General features: G+C 34.0%; 15 protein-coding genes and 3 pseudogenes. 1 reads left to right on the top strand and 17 read right to left on the bottom strand.

The features are described from left to right. Positions 1-17: 17 nt before the first annotated feature. The 13 genes and pseudogenes from A9996_RS10940 to icd form a co-directional block, all read right to left on the bottom strand. Positions 18-665, bottom strand: coding sequence for a DsbA family oxidoreductase (locus tag A9996_RS10940; protein ID WP_066434627.1), 648 nt, complete (start codon positions 663-665; stop codon positions 18-20). Positions 666-692: 27 nt separating this feature from the next. Next, positions 693-1,082, bottom strand: coding sequence for an EthD family reductase (locus A9996_RS10935; protein WP_245905360.1), 390 nt, complete (start codon positions 1,080-1,082; stop codon positions 693-695). 9 nt (positions 1,083-1,091) lie between these two features. After that, entirely contained in the window at positions 1,092-1,655 is a 564-nt protein-coding gene (locus A9996_RS10930; protein ID WP_066434625.1) for a carboxymuconolactone decarboxylase family protein, read from the bottom strand. 74 nt (positions 1,656-1,729) lie between these two features. Continuing rightward, on the bottom strand, positions 1,730-2,293 hold the full coding sequence (locus A9996_RS10925; RefSeq protein ID WP_066434622.1) for a TetR/AcrR family transcriptional regulator: 564 nt from the start codon (positions 2,291-2,293) through the stop codon (positions 1,730-1,732). Positions 2,294-2,367: 74 nt separating this feature from the next. Next, the gene (locus tag A9996_RS10920; protein WP_066434613.1) at positions 2,368-3,420 is read right to left on the bottom strand and encodes a DUF2652 domain-containing protein; all 1,053 of its coding nucleotides are present in this window, start codon (positions 3,418-3,420) and stop codon (positions 2,368-2,370) included. Between the two features lie 46 nt (positions 3,421-3,466). After that, positions 3,467-4,189, bottom strand: a complete 723-nt coding sequence (locus A9996_RS10915; RefSeq protein WP_066434604.1) for a DUF547 domain-containing protein — start codon at positions 4,187-4,189, stop codon at positions 3,467-3,469. 204 nt (positions 4,190-4,393) lie between these two features. Then, positions 4,394-5,017, bottom strand: coding sequence for a peroxiredoxin-like family protein (locus A9996_RS10910; protein WP_066434602.1), 624 nt, complete (start codon positions 5,015-5,017; stop codon positions 4,394-4,396). A 122-nt stretch (positions 5,018-5,139) separates the two neighbouring features. Further along, complete coding sequence (locus A9996_RS10905) at positions 5,140-6,204, bottom strand: DUF3179 domain-containing protein (protein ID WP_066434600.1); 1,065 nt, start codon at positions 6,202-6,204, stop codon at positions 5,140-5,142. A gap of 16 nt (positions 6,205-6,220) precedes the next feature. After that, positions 6,221-7,183, bottom strand: coding sequence for a transporter (locus tag A9996_RS10900; protein WP_157487211.1), 963 nt, complete (start codon positions 7,181-7,183; stop codon positions 6,221-6,223). Positions 7,184-8,316: 1,133 nt separating this feature from the next. Beyond that, positions 8,317-9,966 carry a SulP family inorganic anion transporter gene (locus A9996_RS10885; protein WP_066434592.1) on the bottom strand — a complete coding sequence of 550 codons (1,650 nt, stop codon included), beginning with the start codon at positions 9,964-9,966 and terminating at the stop codon, positions 8,317-8,319. Positions 9,967-10,002: 36 nt separating this feature from the next. Continuing rightward, positions 10,003-10,275, bottom strand: a complete 273-nt coding sequence (locus tag A9996_RS10880) for a hypothetical protein (protein ID WP_245905359.1) — start codon at positions 10,273-10,275, stop codon at positions 10,003-10,005. 144 nt (positions 10,276-10,419) lie between these two features. Beyond that, positions 10,420-11,949, bottom strand: a pseudogene (maeA, locus tag A9996_RS10875) (oxaloacetate-decarboxylating malate dehydrogenase); the annotation flags it as partial. Positions 11,950-12,052: 103 nt separating this feature from the next. Further along, positions 12,053-13,272: pseudogene (gene icd / locus A9996_RS10870) on the bottom strand (NADP-dependent isocitrate dehydrogenase). A 101-nt stretch (positions 13,273-13,373) separates the two neighbouring features. On the opposite strand from icd, the gene A9996_RS10865 reads away from it, so the two are divergent. Then, on the top strand, positions 13,374-14,069 hold the full coding sequence (locus A9996_RS10865; protein ID WP_066434588.1) for a Crp/Fnr family transcriptional regulator: 696 nt from the start codon (positions 13,374-13,376) through the stop codon (positions 14,067-14,069). An 80-nt stretch (positions 14,070-14,149) separates the two neighbouring features. On the opposite strand, the gene A9996_RS10860 is transcribed toward A9996_RS10865, so the two are convergent. From A9996_RS10860 to A9996_RS10850, 4 genes and pseudogenes are all read right to left on the bottom strand, one after another. Next, entirely contained in the window at positions 14,150-14,794 is a 645-nt protein-coding gene (locus A9996_RS10860; RefSeq protein WP_146608986.1) for a hypothetical protein, read from the bottom strand. A gap of 10 nt (positions 14,795-14,804) precedes the next feature. After that, the gene (locus A9996_RS20575) at positions 14,805-15,017 is read right to left on the bottom strand and encodes a GDCCVxC domain-containing (seleno)protein (RefSeq protein WP_083993917.1); all 213 of its coding nucleotides are present in this window, start codon (positions 15,015-15,017) and stop codon (positions 14,805-14,807) included. An 11-nt stretch (positions 15,018-15,028) separates the two neighbouring features. Continuing rightward, a pseudogene (locus A9996_RS10855) lies at positions 15,029-16,338 on the bottom strand (dihydrolipoyl dehydrogenase family protein). Between the two features lie 234 nt (positions 16,339-16,572). Next, complete coding sequence (locus A9996_RS10850) at positions 16,573-17,013, bottom strand: hypothetical protein (protein WP_066434584.1); 441 nt, start codon at positions 17,011-17,013, stop codon at positions 16,573-16,575. Positions 17,014-17,357 lie beyond the last annotated feature (344 nt).

The raw sequence follows: 17,357 nt of genomic DNA, 5'->3' as shown, positions 1-17,357 counted from the left end.
ATTTAACTTAATAAATGCTATGCTTCCTTTAAAAGTTTGGTTAAAACCTCGTTAAAAACGTTGACGGGTTGCGCACCTGTCAAGGCACTTTTCCTATTGAACACGATGGTTGGCACAGAGTTAATACCTAGATTTTTCCAATAAGTTTGTTGGCTTCTTACGTCGTCACGTGCTTCTTTACTGTCTAATCTTGCCAGCGCTTCTTCTGCATCTAAACCTACATCCAGTACAGCTTGTTTTAAGATGGCTCTATCGGAAACGTCTTTGCGTTCGCAAAAGAATGCCCTTGTTAAGCGCATTTTCATCTCGGTTTGTTTTCCAAATGCCTTCGCATATTCCAGTAAGACATGTGCTTCAAAGGTGTTGACCATTCTCATAGCATCAAAATAATCAAAGGTAAAACCAAGTTCTTTACCAATATCTGCCATTCGCTGTTGCGATTCTTTTTGCTGTTCTAGGGTAGAGCCATATTTTTCTGTGATATGTTCTTGTACATTTTGACCTTCCGCAGGCATGTTTGGGTTTAGCTCAAAAGGGTGCCATTCTATATCAACTTTGTCTTGAATGCCCAGTTCTGAAATAGCTTTCTCCAATCGTTTGTAACCGATGGTACACCAAGGACAAACGACATCGGAAACGATATCTATTTTCATTTTTTCTTTCATTAAATTTTTTTTAGTACGAAACGTATTTTATATTACTTCGCTGATTTGTACGTCAGGTTTTACGTTTGTAAAGTTCTGAAGGTCTGCTAAAATTTTTTCTGCATTGGCTCCAAAAGATTGTTGAAAAGACTCCATTGATTTAAAAACTAAATTCGCAATTACCACATAAGGGGCAGGTTGATCTGGGCTTGCACCAGAAATTCCCATATTAATATCAGATGACATGATAGCATCACCTAATAAATCTTTAAGTAATTGACTATGCTGATTTGTGTAATAGTCTTTGTCGAATTTTACATCAGCACTATTTGGATACATTACTGTTAATTTAATCATGTTTTCTTTTTTGATTTTTGTTTTTAAGATAATTAATAAACCTTCCGCACTTACGACGGAAGGTTTAAAGCTATCAATCAATCTGTGGTTTTAGGATACCACATTTTCTTTTGACCAAGCAAATTTTTGAAATGCTTCATCAACAGGTGTGTTAGCAATATGGTTTGCATAATTACTTATCGTTTTTTGAGACAATCCTAAAATAATTTCCAATACTTGTCTTTCTTCATATCCAGCTGCGTAAAATACATTTAAATCTTCTTGTGTTACATGTCCACGATTACGAACAATAGTTAAGGTCATAGTCCGCAATGCCTCTAATTTTGAGTTTTCAAGAGGTGTTTCGTTACGTAATGCTTCTGTTATAGCATCGTCTACTTTCATCATTTTTGCAATACCGGTGTGTGCAGGTACACAATAGTGACAGGCGTGTTCTACGTTTATGGTTTGCCATACTACAGTTAATTCCTCATTGTTGAATGATGAGTTAACAAATAACTCGTGTAATGTTTGGTATGCTTCAAGTACTTCTGGTGCTCCAGCTAGCATACCATGCAAGCCAGGAATCATACCATAAGCTTTTTGTGATTTTTCTAATAATGGTTTGCTGCCTTCTGGTGCAGATTCGATGTTGTGAACTTTTAAATTTGTCATAGTTTCTGTTTTTAAATTTATTATTTATGCTACTTATATCTAAACAATCGTTTGGTTTTAAGCTAAAAAAAATGTCATACGTTTTTGAATATGTTGTCAATATAATTATCTAATTGTGTTTGATTAAATATTCTAGTAGCAGATGACAACCCGAACATTGCTATGAGTAGATAATCTGCTTGGTGTTCAATGACGTCCCTATTTTTAGTTTTATCTTGCTTTAGTATGTCGGAAAATACATTTCTTACATTATCGGTAAAATTTGTCAAAACATCCTTTATTTTTTGGTCAGCACCTTCTCCTATTTCATTGGCTGTGTTGGTTATTAAACAGCCTTTGGCAATTTCAGTTTCTTTTGAAAATTCAATAAAATCGTAGAAGTATTCCTTGATCCCACTAATGCCATTTGAAGAGGCTTTCAACTTACTCATAAGCTGGTTGAGCTTTTGATTATAGCATTTTAAACTTTCAATAAAAACGCCATTTTTATTGCCAAAGCTCGCATATATGGAAAACTTGTTGATACCCATTTCTTTTTCAAGCATTTGCATGGATGTCGTTTGGTAGCCATTTCGCCAGAACAAATTCATGGCTTTTTCTATGACTTCTTCTTCAATATATTCTTTTTTTCTTGCCATTGCTATTTTAATAAAGTACAAAACTAAACAATCAGTTAGAAATAAAAAAGTATTTTAACATTGTATTAAGTTTGTTACTTTTTACATAAATTTTGAAGGTTTTCCAGTTTATTTTTCCATGATTTTTTCATCATTCGAGTGAGGTTAGATTTCATAAAGGCACCGACAGTTGTAAATTCCACGTACAGTTCGGTAGTAACCTTTGTACTATTTTCAGATTCCTTATCTAACTTGATAAGATATGAAAAACGCCTTGTCAGTATTAAATCTTCTGTAGTTTCTCCATAAGCCAACTGATCCGTATCTTTGGATGAAATAGTTTCAAAATTAAGATTTCCAATATTTAGCACACAATTGTGCTGCGTGCCGACTCTATTTAATTTATTTTCTTCAAATTCTATCCGTTTAGCATCTTTATCCCATAGATGCCGATATTTTAACTCACTTATATATTTGTACACTTTATCTTTATTGGCAATAAATACATGCTCAAACTTCAAAAAGGGTGTGTTGTAATAATCATCTCTTTTATCAGAATGTTCTTTAATATTACTTATAGTGTCTTTTACATATCCAAAGTTTTTGTAGAAATAGTCCAGTTGTGCCAAATCGTATGTGTCACTAGACTTTGTCCAGGTTTCATCTAATTTATTATCGTACAGCTCGTTAACGCTTTCTGTTAATAAAATATATTCTTTTAAAGGTACTTTATTTTTAAGTAGTCTGTGAATTGTAATCACTTCTCTACCATAGGGTTTTTTAATATTTTTAACTTTTAAAAAATTCAATTCGCCATAATGCACCAAAAACTTTAACTCTAAATTTGTAGTTGTTCTGCAAGAGCCACAATCGCAAATACGTTTTGTTTCGTACATTTTTGTATGCTCATGAAATTTTTCGAGCATTGTGGTTGTTTGTTGAAGTAACCTTTTATAATCTGGAATTTTGGTTGTAAAAAGAAACAGGGCGTCTCCTTCAATTTCTGCGAGTTCAAAATCCACCGCAGCGATATCCAATAATATTTCGAGTAATTCTGAAATGATATGAATACTGTGCTCAACTTCAGTATGATTAACAAAGTTTGTAAAACCACTTATATCTGGCATAAAATAGAGTGCTTTTTGCATCACATAAGTGTTTTTTTTATGAGGTTTTAATTAATATACAATTAAATTATTCATTTAAATTCCAATTATAGCTTTTATATTTAACCTTGGCATTTATATCAATTTTAATGGTACTGTAAGTATTCAGAAAATCGATAATGGTGCCCTGTTTTTTGAAATCGCCAGAAAACCAGTCAAAAATCTTTGAAATTTCAACCGAGTCTTTAGAAATGGAATTCTTTGAAGTATCATTCACAAAATGCTTTGCCGCCGCATCTAATTGCTGTTCCATGTTCTCTGCCGTAAAGGCCTGATTTGATAAATTAGGACATGAAAAAGAGGCACAATTAATGGCAAAATGGATTCTAGGCTCGTTCATTTTTCGCAAAATTTCGTGTTCAATTTCTTCTAAACTATATTTTTTGTTGCCAAGTGTAAAAAACTTTTTGCCCCAAGGGTCTTTGATCTCTTTAATACTTTTCACAGGATAATTATCTAAAATCAATTTTACAGTATAGACATTGTAGGCATTAATCCAATATGCCAAAACAGCATTTTTAGACCACGTTTTTTGTGGTAAATTTTCGGCTAAATCGTTCAAATAAGATTGTAGTGCTCCTTCATCTTTTTTAAAGCCTTTATAATCTACATGCCCTTTATCAGAAACATGTTTTTGCACTAAATCATTCCATTGTTTATGGTCTATTGTTTTTCCTTCAGCTGACATTTCAGCTTTCGTACTGTAAGCAATTGATGGAATTCCATTAGCGTTGTTTCCGCAAGAAATCATCGGCAAAAAAAAGTAAAGCTAAAAAGTATTTTTTCATGGTATATAATCTTTTAATTTAAATATCTTTTTTAGTGCTAGGTTCTAGAAGCGTTGTTTATTATAATCTATGTTGTTTTTGGCAAAATATTCTTTGGTTCTTCTGTAATTAGCGCACCGTTATGCACCGGATATTTTAATTTATTAGTTCATTATTTCAAAAGGATTTTAGAAAACTACTGTTGGGGTTTTAGCTGATTGTTTTAAAACTGCCAAAAGCATGTCTCCTGAAATTCTTTGTTCGTAGTTAGGATTTATATATTCAAACAAAATATCTCCTTTTGTGTTTACTATCATTACTGTTGGTACAGGTATTACCTCTGATGTTTTCCCTTTTTGATTTTTGGTAGCTATATAGCCTTTGATAATTAAAGAAGTTTTGAATGCGATACCAATTTCTTGTATTAACTTTCCATCTTGGTCTGAATATAGCTGATAATTAATAGTGTCTTTTTCTTCCGTGCTCTTAAGGTTTTGATAATCGTCAGGGCTAATGGCTACAATTTGGTATCCCAACGCTAATATGTCCTTTTCAATGGAAGCCAATCCAGATAGTTGAAGATTGCAATATGGGCACCATCCACCTCTATAAAAAACTAAAACGGTAGGCTTGGTTTTCAAAATATCGTTTAACTCAAAGGCGTTGCCTTTTGAATCTTGTAATTTTGCTTTAGGCAATGTTTCACCAATTAACAATGGACTTATGTCTTCTGCATTAGCAGGGATGCTTTGCGCTTTGATATTGTTACTAAATAAGGCCATAAAAAGAAGTGGTACAGTTAATGGTTTCATGTTATTCAATTATTAGTGCTAGATTAATCAATAGGGTTATCAATAATTTTTTTTGAACCATCAAGATACTAAAATGGCAATGTTTTGGAATGCATTTTCTTTTATTAATATCATTTCTTTAATCAATTTTCATAAACTTCTGTTAGATAAAATGCCGGAATAGAAAACCAAAATGCCATAAGGGATGATGAATTACCTATAAAGAATCCCTGTCTTGGGCCAGAAACTGCTTCTCCAAAAATATTCCATTGGTTTCCTTCATTGTCAATTAATAATATTTCTGAACCATTATGAATATATTCAAAATTCAGCATTGATAAATCCCCACTCAATTTGAATGATACCATAAAATTAGGATTACCGACTACCAAATAATTTTCACCTTTAAAGGAATCCCGTATAATATTATTTGATTGAAAATCAGAAAACCTGTAAACTTTAGCATCAGTTCCATTAATAATAGCATGTACTCTTTCCTTTAAAGGAAGTCTTGGATCTTTAGGAACAGGAAACAAAAATCTATTGTTATTAGTATTGTAATCTCCGTAAGGGGATATTCCATATGTTCGGGAAAATCCTGTATTACTGCTTAATACTTGTGTATTAGGGTACATGCTTCTCCATGTTTGCCAGTCGGTTTCAAAAAGGCCTATCAAGTCTGCTTTTTCTCCAATCAATGATCCATTAACGCTTTCATTTAAAATTTGAGACCAATTACTATCTGTAGCCCTATCGAAAGGAATGAGGTTGGTGTTATACAATAAACCTGAAACACCAAATGTGGTTTCTACCCCATTAATAATTCTATTCCAACCAATTCCTGTCCCTGTAAGCGGGCAATATGTCACTGCAACGGAAACATCATTTATAGTGTCATTTACAATTTCGTGCCAATCTAAAATGGCATGAGGATAAGCTCTAACATCATTACCATTTTTAAAACCAATGACCAGATCTGTGTCATTTAAATAATTTGCTCCTTGAGCATTTGTAAAGGTTGGATTTACCAATGCAGGGATACCATCTTTTCCAGGACCTCCATCTAAAACTTCAGATATAGGAATACTCCATTCTGGGTTATTGTCATTTCCGTTTTGTCCTTCAATAGGACTATTTGCATCATTTGTGTTTGAAGTGCTGCACGAATACAATAAAACGACGCAGGCTAATAATATGACCTTTTTCATAATTAATTATTTAATATTAATACTTCTTTTTTGTTTCCAATTTGAAAGATATGCCAGTAGTAAATCTTGATGTTGGGGTCAGTTGGGTTCCTTCAACAACGCTATATATAGGTAATTCATATCTGGTATTGATACTTATATTTTGAGATAATTTAACTGTTATTTCGGGACGAATAAAGACCCATTCTCCACCCGTATTTGGAATACCTTGGCTATCTATTTTATCTTCAAATGCTTTTCTATATTTAAAAATCAGCCCTGGATTGAAAAGGGTATTAAAAAGCAAAACCTGGTCTGTGTAACCAATGTTTGCTTGTATTTCATCTCCAAATTCATAAGTTGCAGCATTGTTTAAATAAGAATTGTTTACTCCTGTTAATCTATGTGTTAAGCTACCAGAAATAGTAGCTGAAGGTCTAATTTTTAAACCTTTCGAAATTGACAGCCATCCTAAACCATCCCAAGCCCCGCTGCCAGGCTGTAAATCTGCAGTAAGTTGAATACCTTGTTCAGATTTGATATCTGATTTTCCAAAAGGTGCTTTAGTACCCAATCCAAAATTAAATACAGTGTTTTTACCTAAAACATTCGGCAATGAATACTTCACTAGAAATACAGCATCACCAATACCAGAGGTGCCGGTAAATTCTTCATTACCAAACTGTGTAATAGTTCTAGTTTGATTCACCCAAGATAAAAGAGCTTCTACAGCGAGTTTATCGGTAATGGAATACCCTAAATTGAGTAAAATTGAATTAGTAATTCGTTGCCTGGAATTATCATCCAATTTGGACGATTCGGCATTAAGAGTATTTAAATTATTATAGTCATAATTTAAACCCATAATAATTATTCCTTTACCTTCGTTTGGTAGCCCAAGATTACTAGATAAAGGAACCCCACCTGAACAACATGTTTGTGCCATACTTTTATATACTATCGTAAAAGAAAGCAAGAATAAAAAAAATAAGTCTCTCATAAACAATGGTTTGACTAATTGACGTCAAAAATTATAATCCTGACACCTTCTTCACTAAAAAGAATGTTAAATTTTTAGTTTGCTTTTTCTGGGTTATTAAGCGTATTACTAAAAAATATCGTTATTACACTTATAGGGAGCATGACCAATAACCAACCACTTATTCCACATATCAATTCGAAAAGCAAACGTCTTATGGTATCGAAAAAGGATACATCAAAAGCATTTTTAATTTCTTGCACTGTTAGTAAAGTGTGTTTGGTATTCATAATGGTTTCTCCTAAATGCATGAATGGTAGGAAGCCAAATAGCTTATCACAATCATAATTGGTAAATTCAGTTTGAACTTAATTGCAATAAACGTGATTAAAATTGTTGTGACTCCAAAAACGGGAAAAACTGTGAATAACAAACTAATAATAATGGCTTTAATTACCTCTTTCCAGCTTAATCCTTGCTGGAATGGTTTTTTTATTTTTTGAAAGATATTTTGAACGCTTAATTGCATTTGGCTTGAAACACTACTAGTTTTGTAAAGTGACGCTAGAAATGTGTATCCCTGACATTATTCAGATAAATTAGCGCTTCTTTTATACAGTGGGTGTGTACGCAAAATTTCAATTATCTTACTCGGGTTCGTATAATGTTCACTTTTTTTGTTAACATTTAAATTAACTGCGCCTAAACAATTTTGTCTTTTAAGACTTTCTGTCACACCAATGCACACACACCACATCTACCGGTCCTCGAGGTTTATCAGGAAACTAAAACCAATGAAACGCTTTTTAAGAGCTTATAGAAAGATTTAGTATTAGTGGCTCAAAGTTTGTCACCTGGCATATTTTGCGAGGTATTGTAGCAATTGAATAAGCAACTACTTGTTTATCAATACACAAAGATTTGATTCCACCAATAATTAATTCGAAAGTAATTGATTAAGCAATTTCTACTGATTTGAATGTGACACTTGGAAAAAAACAACCAAAACAGTTGATTATTCATACATCAACAATTTTGGGTTTGGTGGTCATTGTGCAGCTGTAGTATTCAAAATATGAAATGGATAGGTAAGACACGAAGTCCATGAAATTGATTTCATAGTCTTCCCGCTCCTTTCGTTTTTGGGAGTCATATTATAAATTTTCTTTGGCTCTCGTAATGGCGGTCTGAATATCCTCCACAACTAAATCACTTTCTATAAATGAAAACAGTTCATTTTTTTCAAAATCGTTCCTCAAAGTTTTGCTAATCCCTGAAAAGATTACTTTTATTTTTCTTGCCTTATAGGTTCTTATTATTTCCTTGATACTCTGATAGCCTGTAGCATCGATCAAGGGCACATAACGCATTCTAATAATAATAACCTTGGGTTCTACATGTGTATTGATAATGGTTTCCTGAAATTGTCTGGCCGCCCCAAAAAATAAAGGCCCATTAATTTCATATAAAATAACGCCTTCGGGTATATCCAATAGTTCGTCATCAAAAAGGTGTTCTCCATGTTCAGTATCTGATGAGAAATCTTGAATATTTACAGATTGGCTCATTCGTTTCATAAACATAAAACTAGCGAGTACGATCCCAATTTCTATGGCAATGACCAAATCAAAGATAACGGTAAGAAAAAATGTTGTTAGCATAATGATAATATCCATTCTATTGCCTTTTAAAATGGATTTGAATTGCCTCCACTCACTCATGTTAAACGCAACCACAATCAAAATTCCAGCCAAACAAGGCATGGGTATAAGTTTGGCATAGGGAGCAAATAATAGCATGATTGCTAATAAAACGAAAGCATGTACAATACCGGCAATTGGAGTTCGTCCCCCATTTTTTACATTGGTGGCAGTGCGTGCAATCGCACCTGTCGCAGGTATCCCTCCAAACATGGAAGATACGATGTTAGCGCCTCCCATCGCAATCAACTCCATATTGGAACGATGCTTTCCTCCTATCATTGAATCTGATACGACTGCCGAAAGTAGGGACTCAATTGAACCTAAAACAGCAATGGCAAATGCTGGCTGTATGAGTGCTTGGATGGTATTAAAACTTACGTTCGGGATATGAGGTAAACCAATCTGGTTCGGTATAGCACCAAAATTACTTTCAATGGTATCTACAGGAATATTAAAAACAGTGACCACAATGGTTGATAGGATAATGGCAATGATAGATCCTGGTATTTTTTTTACCAATTTTTGAAAATAGATGGTAAGAAGTATGGAGACTAATGCAATGACTAAAGCAAACCAATTGATGTGATTGAAGTATTCAAAATAGACCACCCACTTATCTATAAAATTTGCAGGAACTTTGGTAATATGGAGCCCGAAGAAATCATTAACCTGTGATGAAAAGATAATTAAAGCGATTCCGCTGGTAAAACCAACAATAAGGGAATAAGGTATAAATTTCAGCAAGTTTCCAAGACGTAACAGCCCCATTCCAATCATTAGAAACCCTGCCATAAAGGTTGCGATGATTAAGCCATCAATTCCATAAAGCTGTATAATACCATAAACAATGACGATGAAAGCACCAGTGGGCCCTCCAATTTGAACTCTGCTTCCACCAAAGGCCGAAATAATGAGTCCTGCAATAATGGCGGTTATGATCCCTTTTTCAGGAGAGACTCCAGATGCTATTGCAAAAGCAATGGCCAATGGTAAAGCTACAATCCCTACAATCAATCCTGAAAGAATATCTTTTATCAAAGTTTCCTTTGATATCCCTTGCTTTAAAAGAGAAAATAATTTTGGTACAAATTCTTTGTGCATTGGCTAACTGATTTAATATTGAATTTTAAACGTTTATTATGTTCGCCATTCTGTCGTATAATCGATGGTCATATTCAGTAAAATAGCTCTCGAAATCCGCATTAACGGAATCTGTAGCATAAAACTAAAGAGAATGATGAATGGGTAAAGCAATTTGAAAAAGCCATTAATCGTATCCAATGAAAATCCTAAAATGATTAATGGGATAAAAATGATAAGTACCATCGGATAACTAATCCATAAAGCAGCGGTATAAAATCCTGGTTCTAGCTTAAAATCTTGCTTACAATGAGGGCATTTATCAGGCATTTTCAAGATTCTTGAAAACACAAATAATCCTGGATTGCTGAATAAATTTCCAATTTGACAGCGTGGACATTTTAATTTTAATATACTATATAGCTTTGTTCCCTTTTTCATAAAATATCATAACAAATAGTCTTTAATAAATAGTTAATAATTCGGATCGTACATATAATCTAAAATAGTTTGTCTTAAATTTTTTGGTTTTTTGATTCTCGCAATGCCTAAATCAAACGCCTTTTCAGAAACGGCCAGAGCAACTTCCAATGAAATAGTCCGGATTTCGGTTAACCGTGGATAAATGGCTCCTTCTTCTATGTTTTTATCACTTACCGTTTCAGAAAGGGTTTTAGCTGCAGTTAAGAATAGTTCGTCTGGAATTATGCTTGCATGAGCAACAATAGCCCCTAATCCTATTCCTGGAAAAATATAAGCATTGTTACCTTGCCCTGGATGATATTCTTTTCCATTAAATTGAACCATATCAAATGGGCTGCCACTGGCAAAAACAGCCTTACCATAACTCCACGTATAGGCTTGTTCTGCGGTACACTCTGCCTTTGAAGTTGGGTTGGACAAAGCAAAAATTACGGGGCGTTCATTAAGGTCACTCATAATGGCAATGACTTCTTTTGAAAAAGCTCCAAAGGCACCAGTTGCACCGATTAATACATGGGGTTTTATTGTTTTAATCGATTCAATAAAATTTGATGGAAGATGATTGTGGGCATAAGGCAGATTGTGTGGCATTAAATCAGTTCTACTAGACACAACTAATCCGTTTATATCAACAAACCATAAGCGATCCAAGGCTTCTTGTTTGGTCAATCCTTCTTTTACCAATGCCAAAACCAAAAGATCTGCTATACCAGTTGCCGCAGACCCAGCTCCTAAAAACATGATTTTCAAATCTGGAAAAGGAATTTTTGTAATTCGAGTGGTGGCATACAAACCTGCCAACGCAACAGCTGCAGTACCCTGAATGTCGTCATTAAAGCAGAGGACTTTATCCTTATAAATATTCAATAAAGCATAAGCATTGGGAGTCAAAAAATCTTCAAATTGGATGAGTGCATTTGGATATTTTTCTTGAACGGCCATTACGAATTCATGGACCAACTCGAAATATGCCTTTCCTTTAATCCGTTCTTTTGGATAGCCTAAATACAATATATCTTCCCGTATTTCCTTATTATTTGTGCCTACATCCAGCATTACGGGTAAACATTGATTGGGATGAATTCCGGCGCATGCGGTATACAAGGCTAACTTGCCTATAGGTATTCCCATGCCGTTTGCTCCTAAATCTCCCAATCCCAAGATGCGCTGTCCATCGGTTATAACAATAACCCGTATGTCTTTTTCTGGCCAATTGTCAAGAATTTTCAGTAGATCACCTTTATCATCGGGAGTTATATAAAACCCTTTAGCGCGTCTAAAAATATGTGAAAATTCTATACATGCTTCGCCAACTATCGGCGTATAAATTATGGGCATAATTTCTTCTATATAGTCGCTGGCTATTCTGTAATAGAGCTTTTCATTGCGGTCTTGAAGTGCCGATAGCATAATATATCGTTCAATATTTGAATCTTTTCGGCGCAAACCCTCCATCACACGTTTTACTTGAATATCTTGGCCCACAATGGAATAAGGCAACAAACCGCGCAAACCTAATTGTTCCCTCTCTTTTTATGAAAAAGCCAACGATTTACTTATGGTACCGTCGTATAAAACATCGAAATTCCTTTTTTTTGTCACCATGATATAAACTATATTTTCGTTACATATTACTAACGATCGCTTGTCCAAATTCAGAACATTTAAGAAGGGTCGCTCCCTCCATTAAGCGCTCAAAATCATACGTTACCGTTTTTTTTCGAATGGCACCTTTTAATCCTTTTAAGATAAGGTCAGCCGCTTCTTGCCAACCTAAATATTCCAACATCATGACACCAGAAAGTATTTCGGACGAAGGGTTCACTTTATCTTGGTCTTTATATTTGGGTGCCGTACCGTGTGTGGCCTCAAATATGGAAACACCCGTGTTATAATTTATGTTTGCACCAGGCGCAATGCCGATTCCGCCAACAATGGCGGCCAAAGCATCTGATATATAATCACCATTTAAGTTTAACGTTGCAATAACATCATATTGATCGGGTCTCAAAATAATCTGCTGCAAAAAGGCATCGGCAATGACATCTTTGATAATTAGTTGATGTCCATTTTTTGTAATCATCTGCCAAGGTCCTCCTTCATAATCTTTTGCGGCGAATTCGTCTTTGGCAAGCTGATAACCCCATTCTTTGAATTTTCCTTCAGTAAATTTCATGATATTGCCTTTATGAACAATGGTGACAGAGTCTTTTTTGTTTTCAATAGCATATCTAATGGCAGCCCTAACCAAACGTTCCGTACCTTCTTTTGAAACCGGTTTGATTCCAATGGATACCGTATCAGGGAAGCGAATTGCAGTGACACCCATCTCATTGATGAGGAAATTTTTTACTTTTTCAAGTTCGGGAGTGCCATTTAGCCATTCTATTCCGGCATAAATATCTTCTGTGTTTTCCCTAAAAATAACCATATCCACTTTTTCCGGCGCTTTAACAGGAGAAGGTACCCCTTCATACCATTTTACGGGTCTTACACAAGCAAATAAATCAAGTTGTTGACGTAAAGCCACATTTAGCGATCGCATACCGCCACCTATCGGAGTTGTTAATGGGCCTTTAATGGCCACAAGGTATTTCTCAATACTTTTTATAGTGTCTTCGGGCAACCACTCGCCTGTTTTTCAAAGGCCTTTTCACCTGCATACACTTCTTTCCATTGTATTTTTCTATGATCGCCATAAGCTTTGTGAACAGCAGCTTCAATTACTGATTTAGTGGCTTTCCAAATATCGGAACCTATACCATCCCCCTCAATAAACGGGATTATGGGTTGATTTGGGACGTGTAACTTTCCCTTAACAAAACTAATTTTGCTTTCGTTCATAATTTGAATTAATTTAAATTGAATACAAATATACAATAAATGTTATTTATAAATATAACATATGTTATATATTTATAGGTTATTTAGTATATCTTTGACTTATGAAAAACTTCTATCCGAAATTTGATTTTCAAAGTGATCGACTTTTTGAAGCATTGGCTACTGAGGAAAAAAAATTGGTTGATGCTGCCATGGAGCCGTTAATCATAAAAAAAGGAAGTCTTCTATTTTATGAGGATGGTGTGCCTACGGGTATATTTCAAATTAAAAAAGGGAAGGCAAAAAAATTTAAGCGCAGTTTTTCTGGATCAGAACAAATTTTTTATATCTACACACCTAACGATGTTTTAGGGTATCATGCTTTATTTGGAGAAGAGCGTTATCAAGATTCTTGTGAGGCATTGGAAGACTTGGAAGTGAATTTTATAGCTAAAGATGTTTTTTTTCAATTATTAAAGGACATTCCTACTTTGCAACGCACTTTTATAAAAAATATTGGTCATGAGTTCGGAGTTCTTGCCAATATCATTGCGGTACTGGCCCAAAAAAATCTAAATGCACGATTGGCGATTAATTTGCTCATTTTAGAAAATCGATTCCAAAAACATTATAAAGCAGGTGGTATTGATTTAACACGAGAAGATTTGGCTAATATTATTGGCACTTCACCAGAAAGTTTGGGAAGGAGCCTCAAACAGTTTAAGGAAGAAGGGATTATCGAAGTGGATAAAAGACTTATTTATATAAAAAACAAGGAACAGATACTTCAATTGTTAAATATTGATTTGAGCTTTTGAAGGCCTACATTATTCGGGAAGATATATACTTTCTTTATATAGCGGGTGTGTACGCAAAATTTCAATTATCGTATTTGGATTCATATAACGTTCTCTTTTTTCATTGGCATTTGAGTTAACGGCTCCAAGCCAATTTGGATTTTCAAGATTTTCTCGCACATTAATACTCCAATCGAGCAGTTGAAACCCCAAACCGTGATTAATGCGGTATTAAATTCTAATGCATCGATTCTCTTTTTTGAGAAAATAATATCTAAACCAATGCTGTTCATTTTTAAGAAACCTCGATTCAAATAATCGGAAATATGGCTCAATTCGTGGCCAATTACTCCAATTTGTGCATTAAATTTCAAATTTTTTAAAGCAATGGTATCTAATTCCGCATTGCTTTGTTTACTAACAGTAATGATATATGTTCGATTTTTTGCAGAACGGAGCAGGCTAAAAAAAGAGGGTCTTGTTGCTAAAGGTGTGGTTCTATTTTTTAGCCTGAATTTTATTTTAATGTCTTTAAGTTCTGGGAAATAGGAGAGTGCCTTTAAGGTTTGGGTTTCAAAATCCTTTAGAATGGTTTTGTTATTTCCATAGGACGATTTTAAATTGGATATTTCCTTTTTGGTGATGCTTTCTTTATAAAACGTATGTACTACTTTTTGAGCGTATAAGTCATTGAAAAACATAAATGCTGTAAAAAAGATTAGGGTAAATTTATAAAGGGCTAACATATACCTATATTTAACTACAGCAACCTTTATTATTTTCTTGTATTGAAGGACATGATTCATCGCCATAGCTACAATATACACAACAATCGCCTTCGTTTGGTTTTAGAACAATTTTACAATTATCGCACTCGTAAAAGAATTGACAAGCGTTTGTTGGCATATCTTCTACTTTTCTATGTCCACAGTTTGGACAGGTAATTTCTGATTTTAATATAGTTTCCATTCTATTTTTTATTAAAGCATATGTGGTATGTCCGAAGCCAATGTTGGATATGAGAAAATCATTGTTCTAATATCATTAACCTTCATCTTTGTTTTTATGGCCATCGCAAAGAGATTTATGGTTTCTTCTGTATGAGGTCCGATTAAATGCGCTCCCAAAATTGTTTGAGTTTCTTCGTCAATTATAGTTTTGAATGCATATTCGGGTACGTTCAATCGTTTGGCATTAAACCAATCACCAACCTCTTTATAATTTATCCGAATATTGTAGTTCAGTTCTTTCGCTTTAGATTCAGTATAGCCTACAGAAGCCATAGTAGGTAACGTAAAAACTACCGTGGGCATTGGCGGGTAACTTATTTTTTTATGATTGCCTTTGATAATATTTGAAGCAACTGTATGACCTTCTAAAACTGCAACAGGCGTTAAAGGCAAACCTTCCGAATCTGCTGCATCTCCTGCTGCATAAATAATTGGGTTTGATGTATTTTGTAGGTGTTCGTTCACTGAAATACCTTTTTTTGTAAAAGCAATATTTGCTTTTTCTAAATCCAAATCAAATATTGCAGGTGGTCGACCGGCAGAATTAAAAACAGCATTGGCTTCAAAATATTCTGTTTTCTCCGCGGATTTACCTTTAACTCGATACTTGTTATCCAATTTTTCAATGGCCGTTACATCTGTATTTAGAATAAGTTTTACACCTAATTGTTTTGTGGCAGAAACAAGGTGTTTTACAATATCCTGTTCAAAATTTTCCAAGGGATTATTTCCACGATGTACTATAGTTACCTCTGCTCCACATCTGGCTGCAATATGTGCGAATTCAAACGCAATATATCCACCACCGATGAATAATAAAGATTTGGGCAATTCTTCTAAATTCAAGAAATCGGTACTGGTTTTGGCAAAATGACCACCTTCAAATTCTAAAACCCTTGGCTTTGAACCCGATGCAATAACAATTTTTTTCGCTTTGATTTTGTCATTCCCAACTTTTAGTGTGTTTTCTGACAGAAATTTTGCCGAACTATGGTACGTATCTATTCCATTTTTTTATAACCTTTTTCTAATTTGGGTGGCATTTCATCCACAAAGGTTTGTTTAAAGGCCATTATATCTTTCCAATTGACTTTGGGTATTGTATCGATACCGCTCCCTTTAAACCTTTTAGCAAATTCTTGAACTTCCGTAGCGCCAATAATTACTTTCTTCGGGTCGCAACCTCTCAATGCACAAGTACCACCGTAAGGTAATTCGTCTGTAATCCCAACTGTTAGCCCTTTGGAGGCACATTTATTGGCGATGGTCATTCCTGCCATTCCTGAACCAATTATAAAAACATGACTTTGTTTTTATGTAAAACTCTAAACGATCGCCAACAACATTGCATTTACCGTCTTCTTGTAAATAAAATTGTCCTAACCAAATTTATGCGTCTCAATTAGTTTGATTATAATCAACTTCAAAAAAACTATTTTGATTGTCTAAAACAACTATTTCTATAGCTAGCATCACACCTGGTTTTAACAAAAAAAATAAATAACAATATGTATTTAATTAACCTCATTATTATCCTTTATCCAATTATCCAAAACATTAATATCATTAAAATAAAACTCACTAGTTGAGTATAATTTCTTATAGGTATCTATTACTTCAGTTAATCGCTCTTCGTTCTCTAAATACGAAGCAATGATCGCGCATAAAACTTCTTCTTTTTGGAAAGATTTCATAACCTTTCTATCTTTCAATTCTTCGTCAGTCAACGCAAGTAATCTATTATTAAAATAATCACTTATTCCTTTAACTGTGCTTAATTTTTCAAAATATGGAAACGTCACTTTTTCCATAAATTGAATATGGTCTTTTATGATTGGTTGCAAATCGGTATCAATACCTATTTTGTATGAATAGTTTGAGTACTCAATTCCATTATCGCTTAAGTCAACAAATATTGAACAATCAAAATCGCAAACACCAAATAATTTTGCCATTTGAAGATCTTGCGATTTGTTAGAAACGACGTTAGATTTGTCAGGAAAAACTATAGATAAGTTATTTTTAATCTTAGAATTTAATATTTGAAAATTCGGTCGAAAGCTTAACCAATCTCCAAAATCTGAAGCGTCCTACCCCAAAATACAAGTAAAACAATCATTTGTATAAATAAATAGTTTTTCATCAAGTTGATATTCCTTTTTTTAAAATAAAAAGGATTTAAGTTTTTCTTGTTATTTTTTTATCAAGAGCAATACGGTCTTTTTTATTCATTTCAATAAAATTACACTTTTAATCGTTTGTTCATTGGCATTACTTCCAAATATTGACAGAGAAGTAT

It is taken from the genome of Gelidibacter algens, from assembly GCF_001678675.1.
Lineage (GTDB): Bacteria > Bacteroidota > Bacteroidia > Flavobacteriales > Flavobacteriaceae > Gelidibacter > Gelidibacter algens.
The sequence above is the reverse complement of the archived record's forward strand: the minus strand, read 5'-3'. Positions and strand labels throughout refer to the sequence as shown.

Excerpts from the sequence above, each read along its gene's own strand:
- A9996_RS10850 (WP_066434584.1), bottom strand. The coding sequence starts at position 17,013 with ATGGCAAAATTATTTGGTGTTTGCGATTTTGATTGTTCAATATTTGTT.
- A9996_RS10865 (WP_066434588.1), top strand. The coding sequence starts at position 13,374 with ATGAAAAACTTCTATCCGAAATTTGATTTTCAAAGTGATCGACTTTTT.
- A9996_RS10900 (WP_157487211.1), bottom strand. The coding sequence starts at position 7,183 with ATGAGAGACTTATTTTTTTTATTCTTGCTTTCTTTTACGATAGTATAT.
- A9996_RS10885 (WP_066434592.1), bottom strand. The coding sequence starts at position 9,966 with ATGCACAAAGAATTTGTACCAAAATTATTTTCTCTTTTAAAGCAAGGG.
- A9996_RS10920 (WP_066434613.1), bottom strand. The coding sequence starts at position 3,420 with ATGCAAAAAGCACTCTATTTTATGCCAGATATAAGTGGTTTTACAAAC.
- A9996_RS10880 (WP_245905359.1), bottom strand. The coding sequence starts at position 10,275 with ATGCCTGATAAATGCCCTCATTGTAAGCAAGATTTTAAGCTAGAACCA.
- A9996_RS10915 (WP_066434604.1), bottom strand. The coding sequence starts at position 4,189 with ATGATTTCTTGCGGAAACAACGCTAATGGAATTCCATCAATTGCTTAC.
- A9996_RS10905 (WP_066434600.1), bottom strand. The coding sequence starts at position 6,204 with ATGAAAAAGGTCATATTATTAGCCTGCGTCGTTTTATTGTATTCGTGC.
- A9996_RS10860 (WP_146608986.1), bottom strand. The coding sequence starts at position 14,794 with ATGTTAGCCCTTTATAAATTTACCCTAATCTTTTTTACAGCATTTATG.
- A9996_RS10940 (WP_066434627.1), bottom strand. The coding sequence starts at position 665 with ATGAAAGAAAAAATGAAAATAGATATCGTTTCCGATGTCGTTTGTCCT.
- A9996_RS10930 (WP_066434625.1), bottom strand. The coding sequence starts at position 1,655 with ATGACAAATTTAAAAGTTCACAACATCGAATCTGCACCAGAAGGCAGC.
- A9996_RS10910 (WP_066434602.1), bottom strand. The coding sequence starts at position 5,017 with ATGAAACCATTAACTGTACCACTTCTTTTTATGGCCTTATTTAGTAAC.
- A9996_RS20575 (WP_083993917.1), bottom strand. The coding sequence starts at position 15,017 with ATGGAAACTATATTAAAATCAGAAATTACCTGTCCAAACTGTGGACAT.
- A9996_RS10925 (WP_066434622.1), bottom strand. The coding sequence starts at position 2,293 with ATGGCAAGAAAAAAAGAATATATTGAAGAAGAAGTCATAGAAAAAGCC.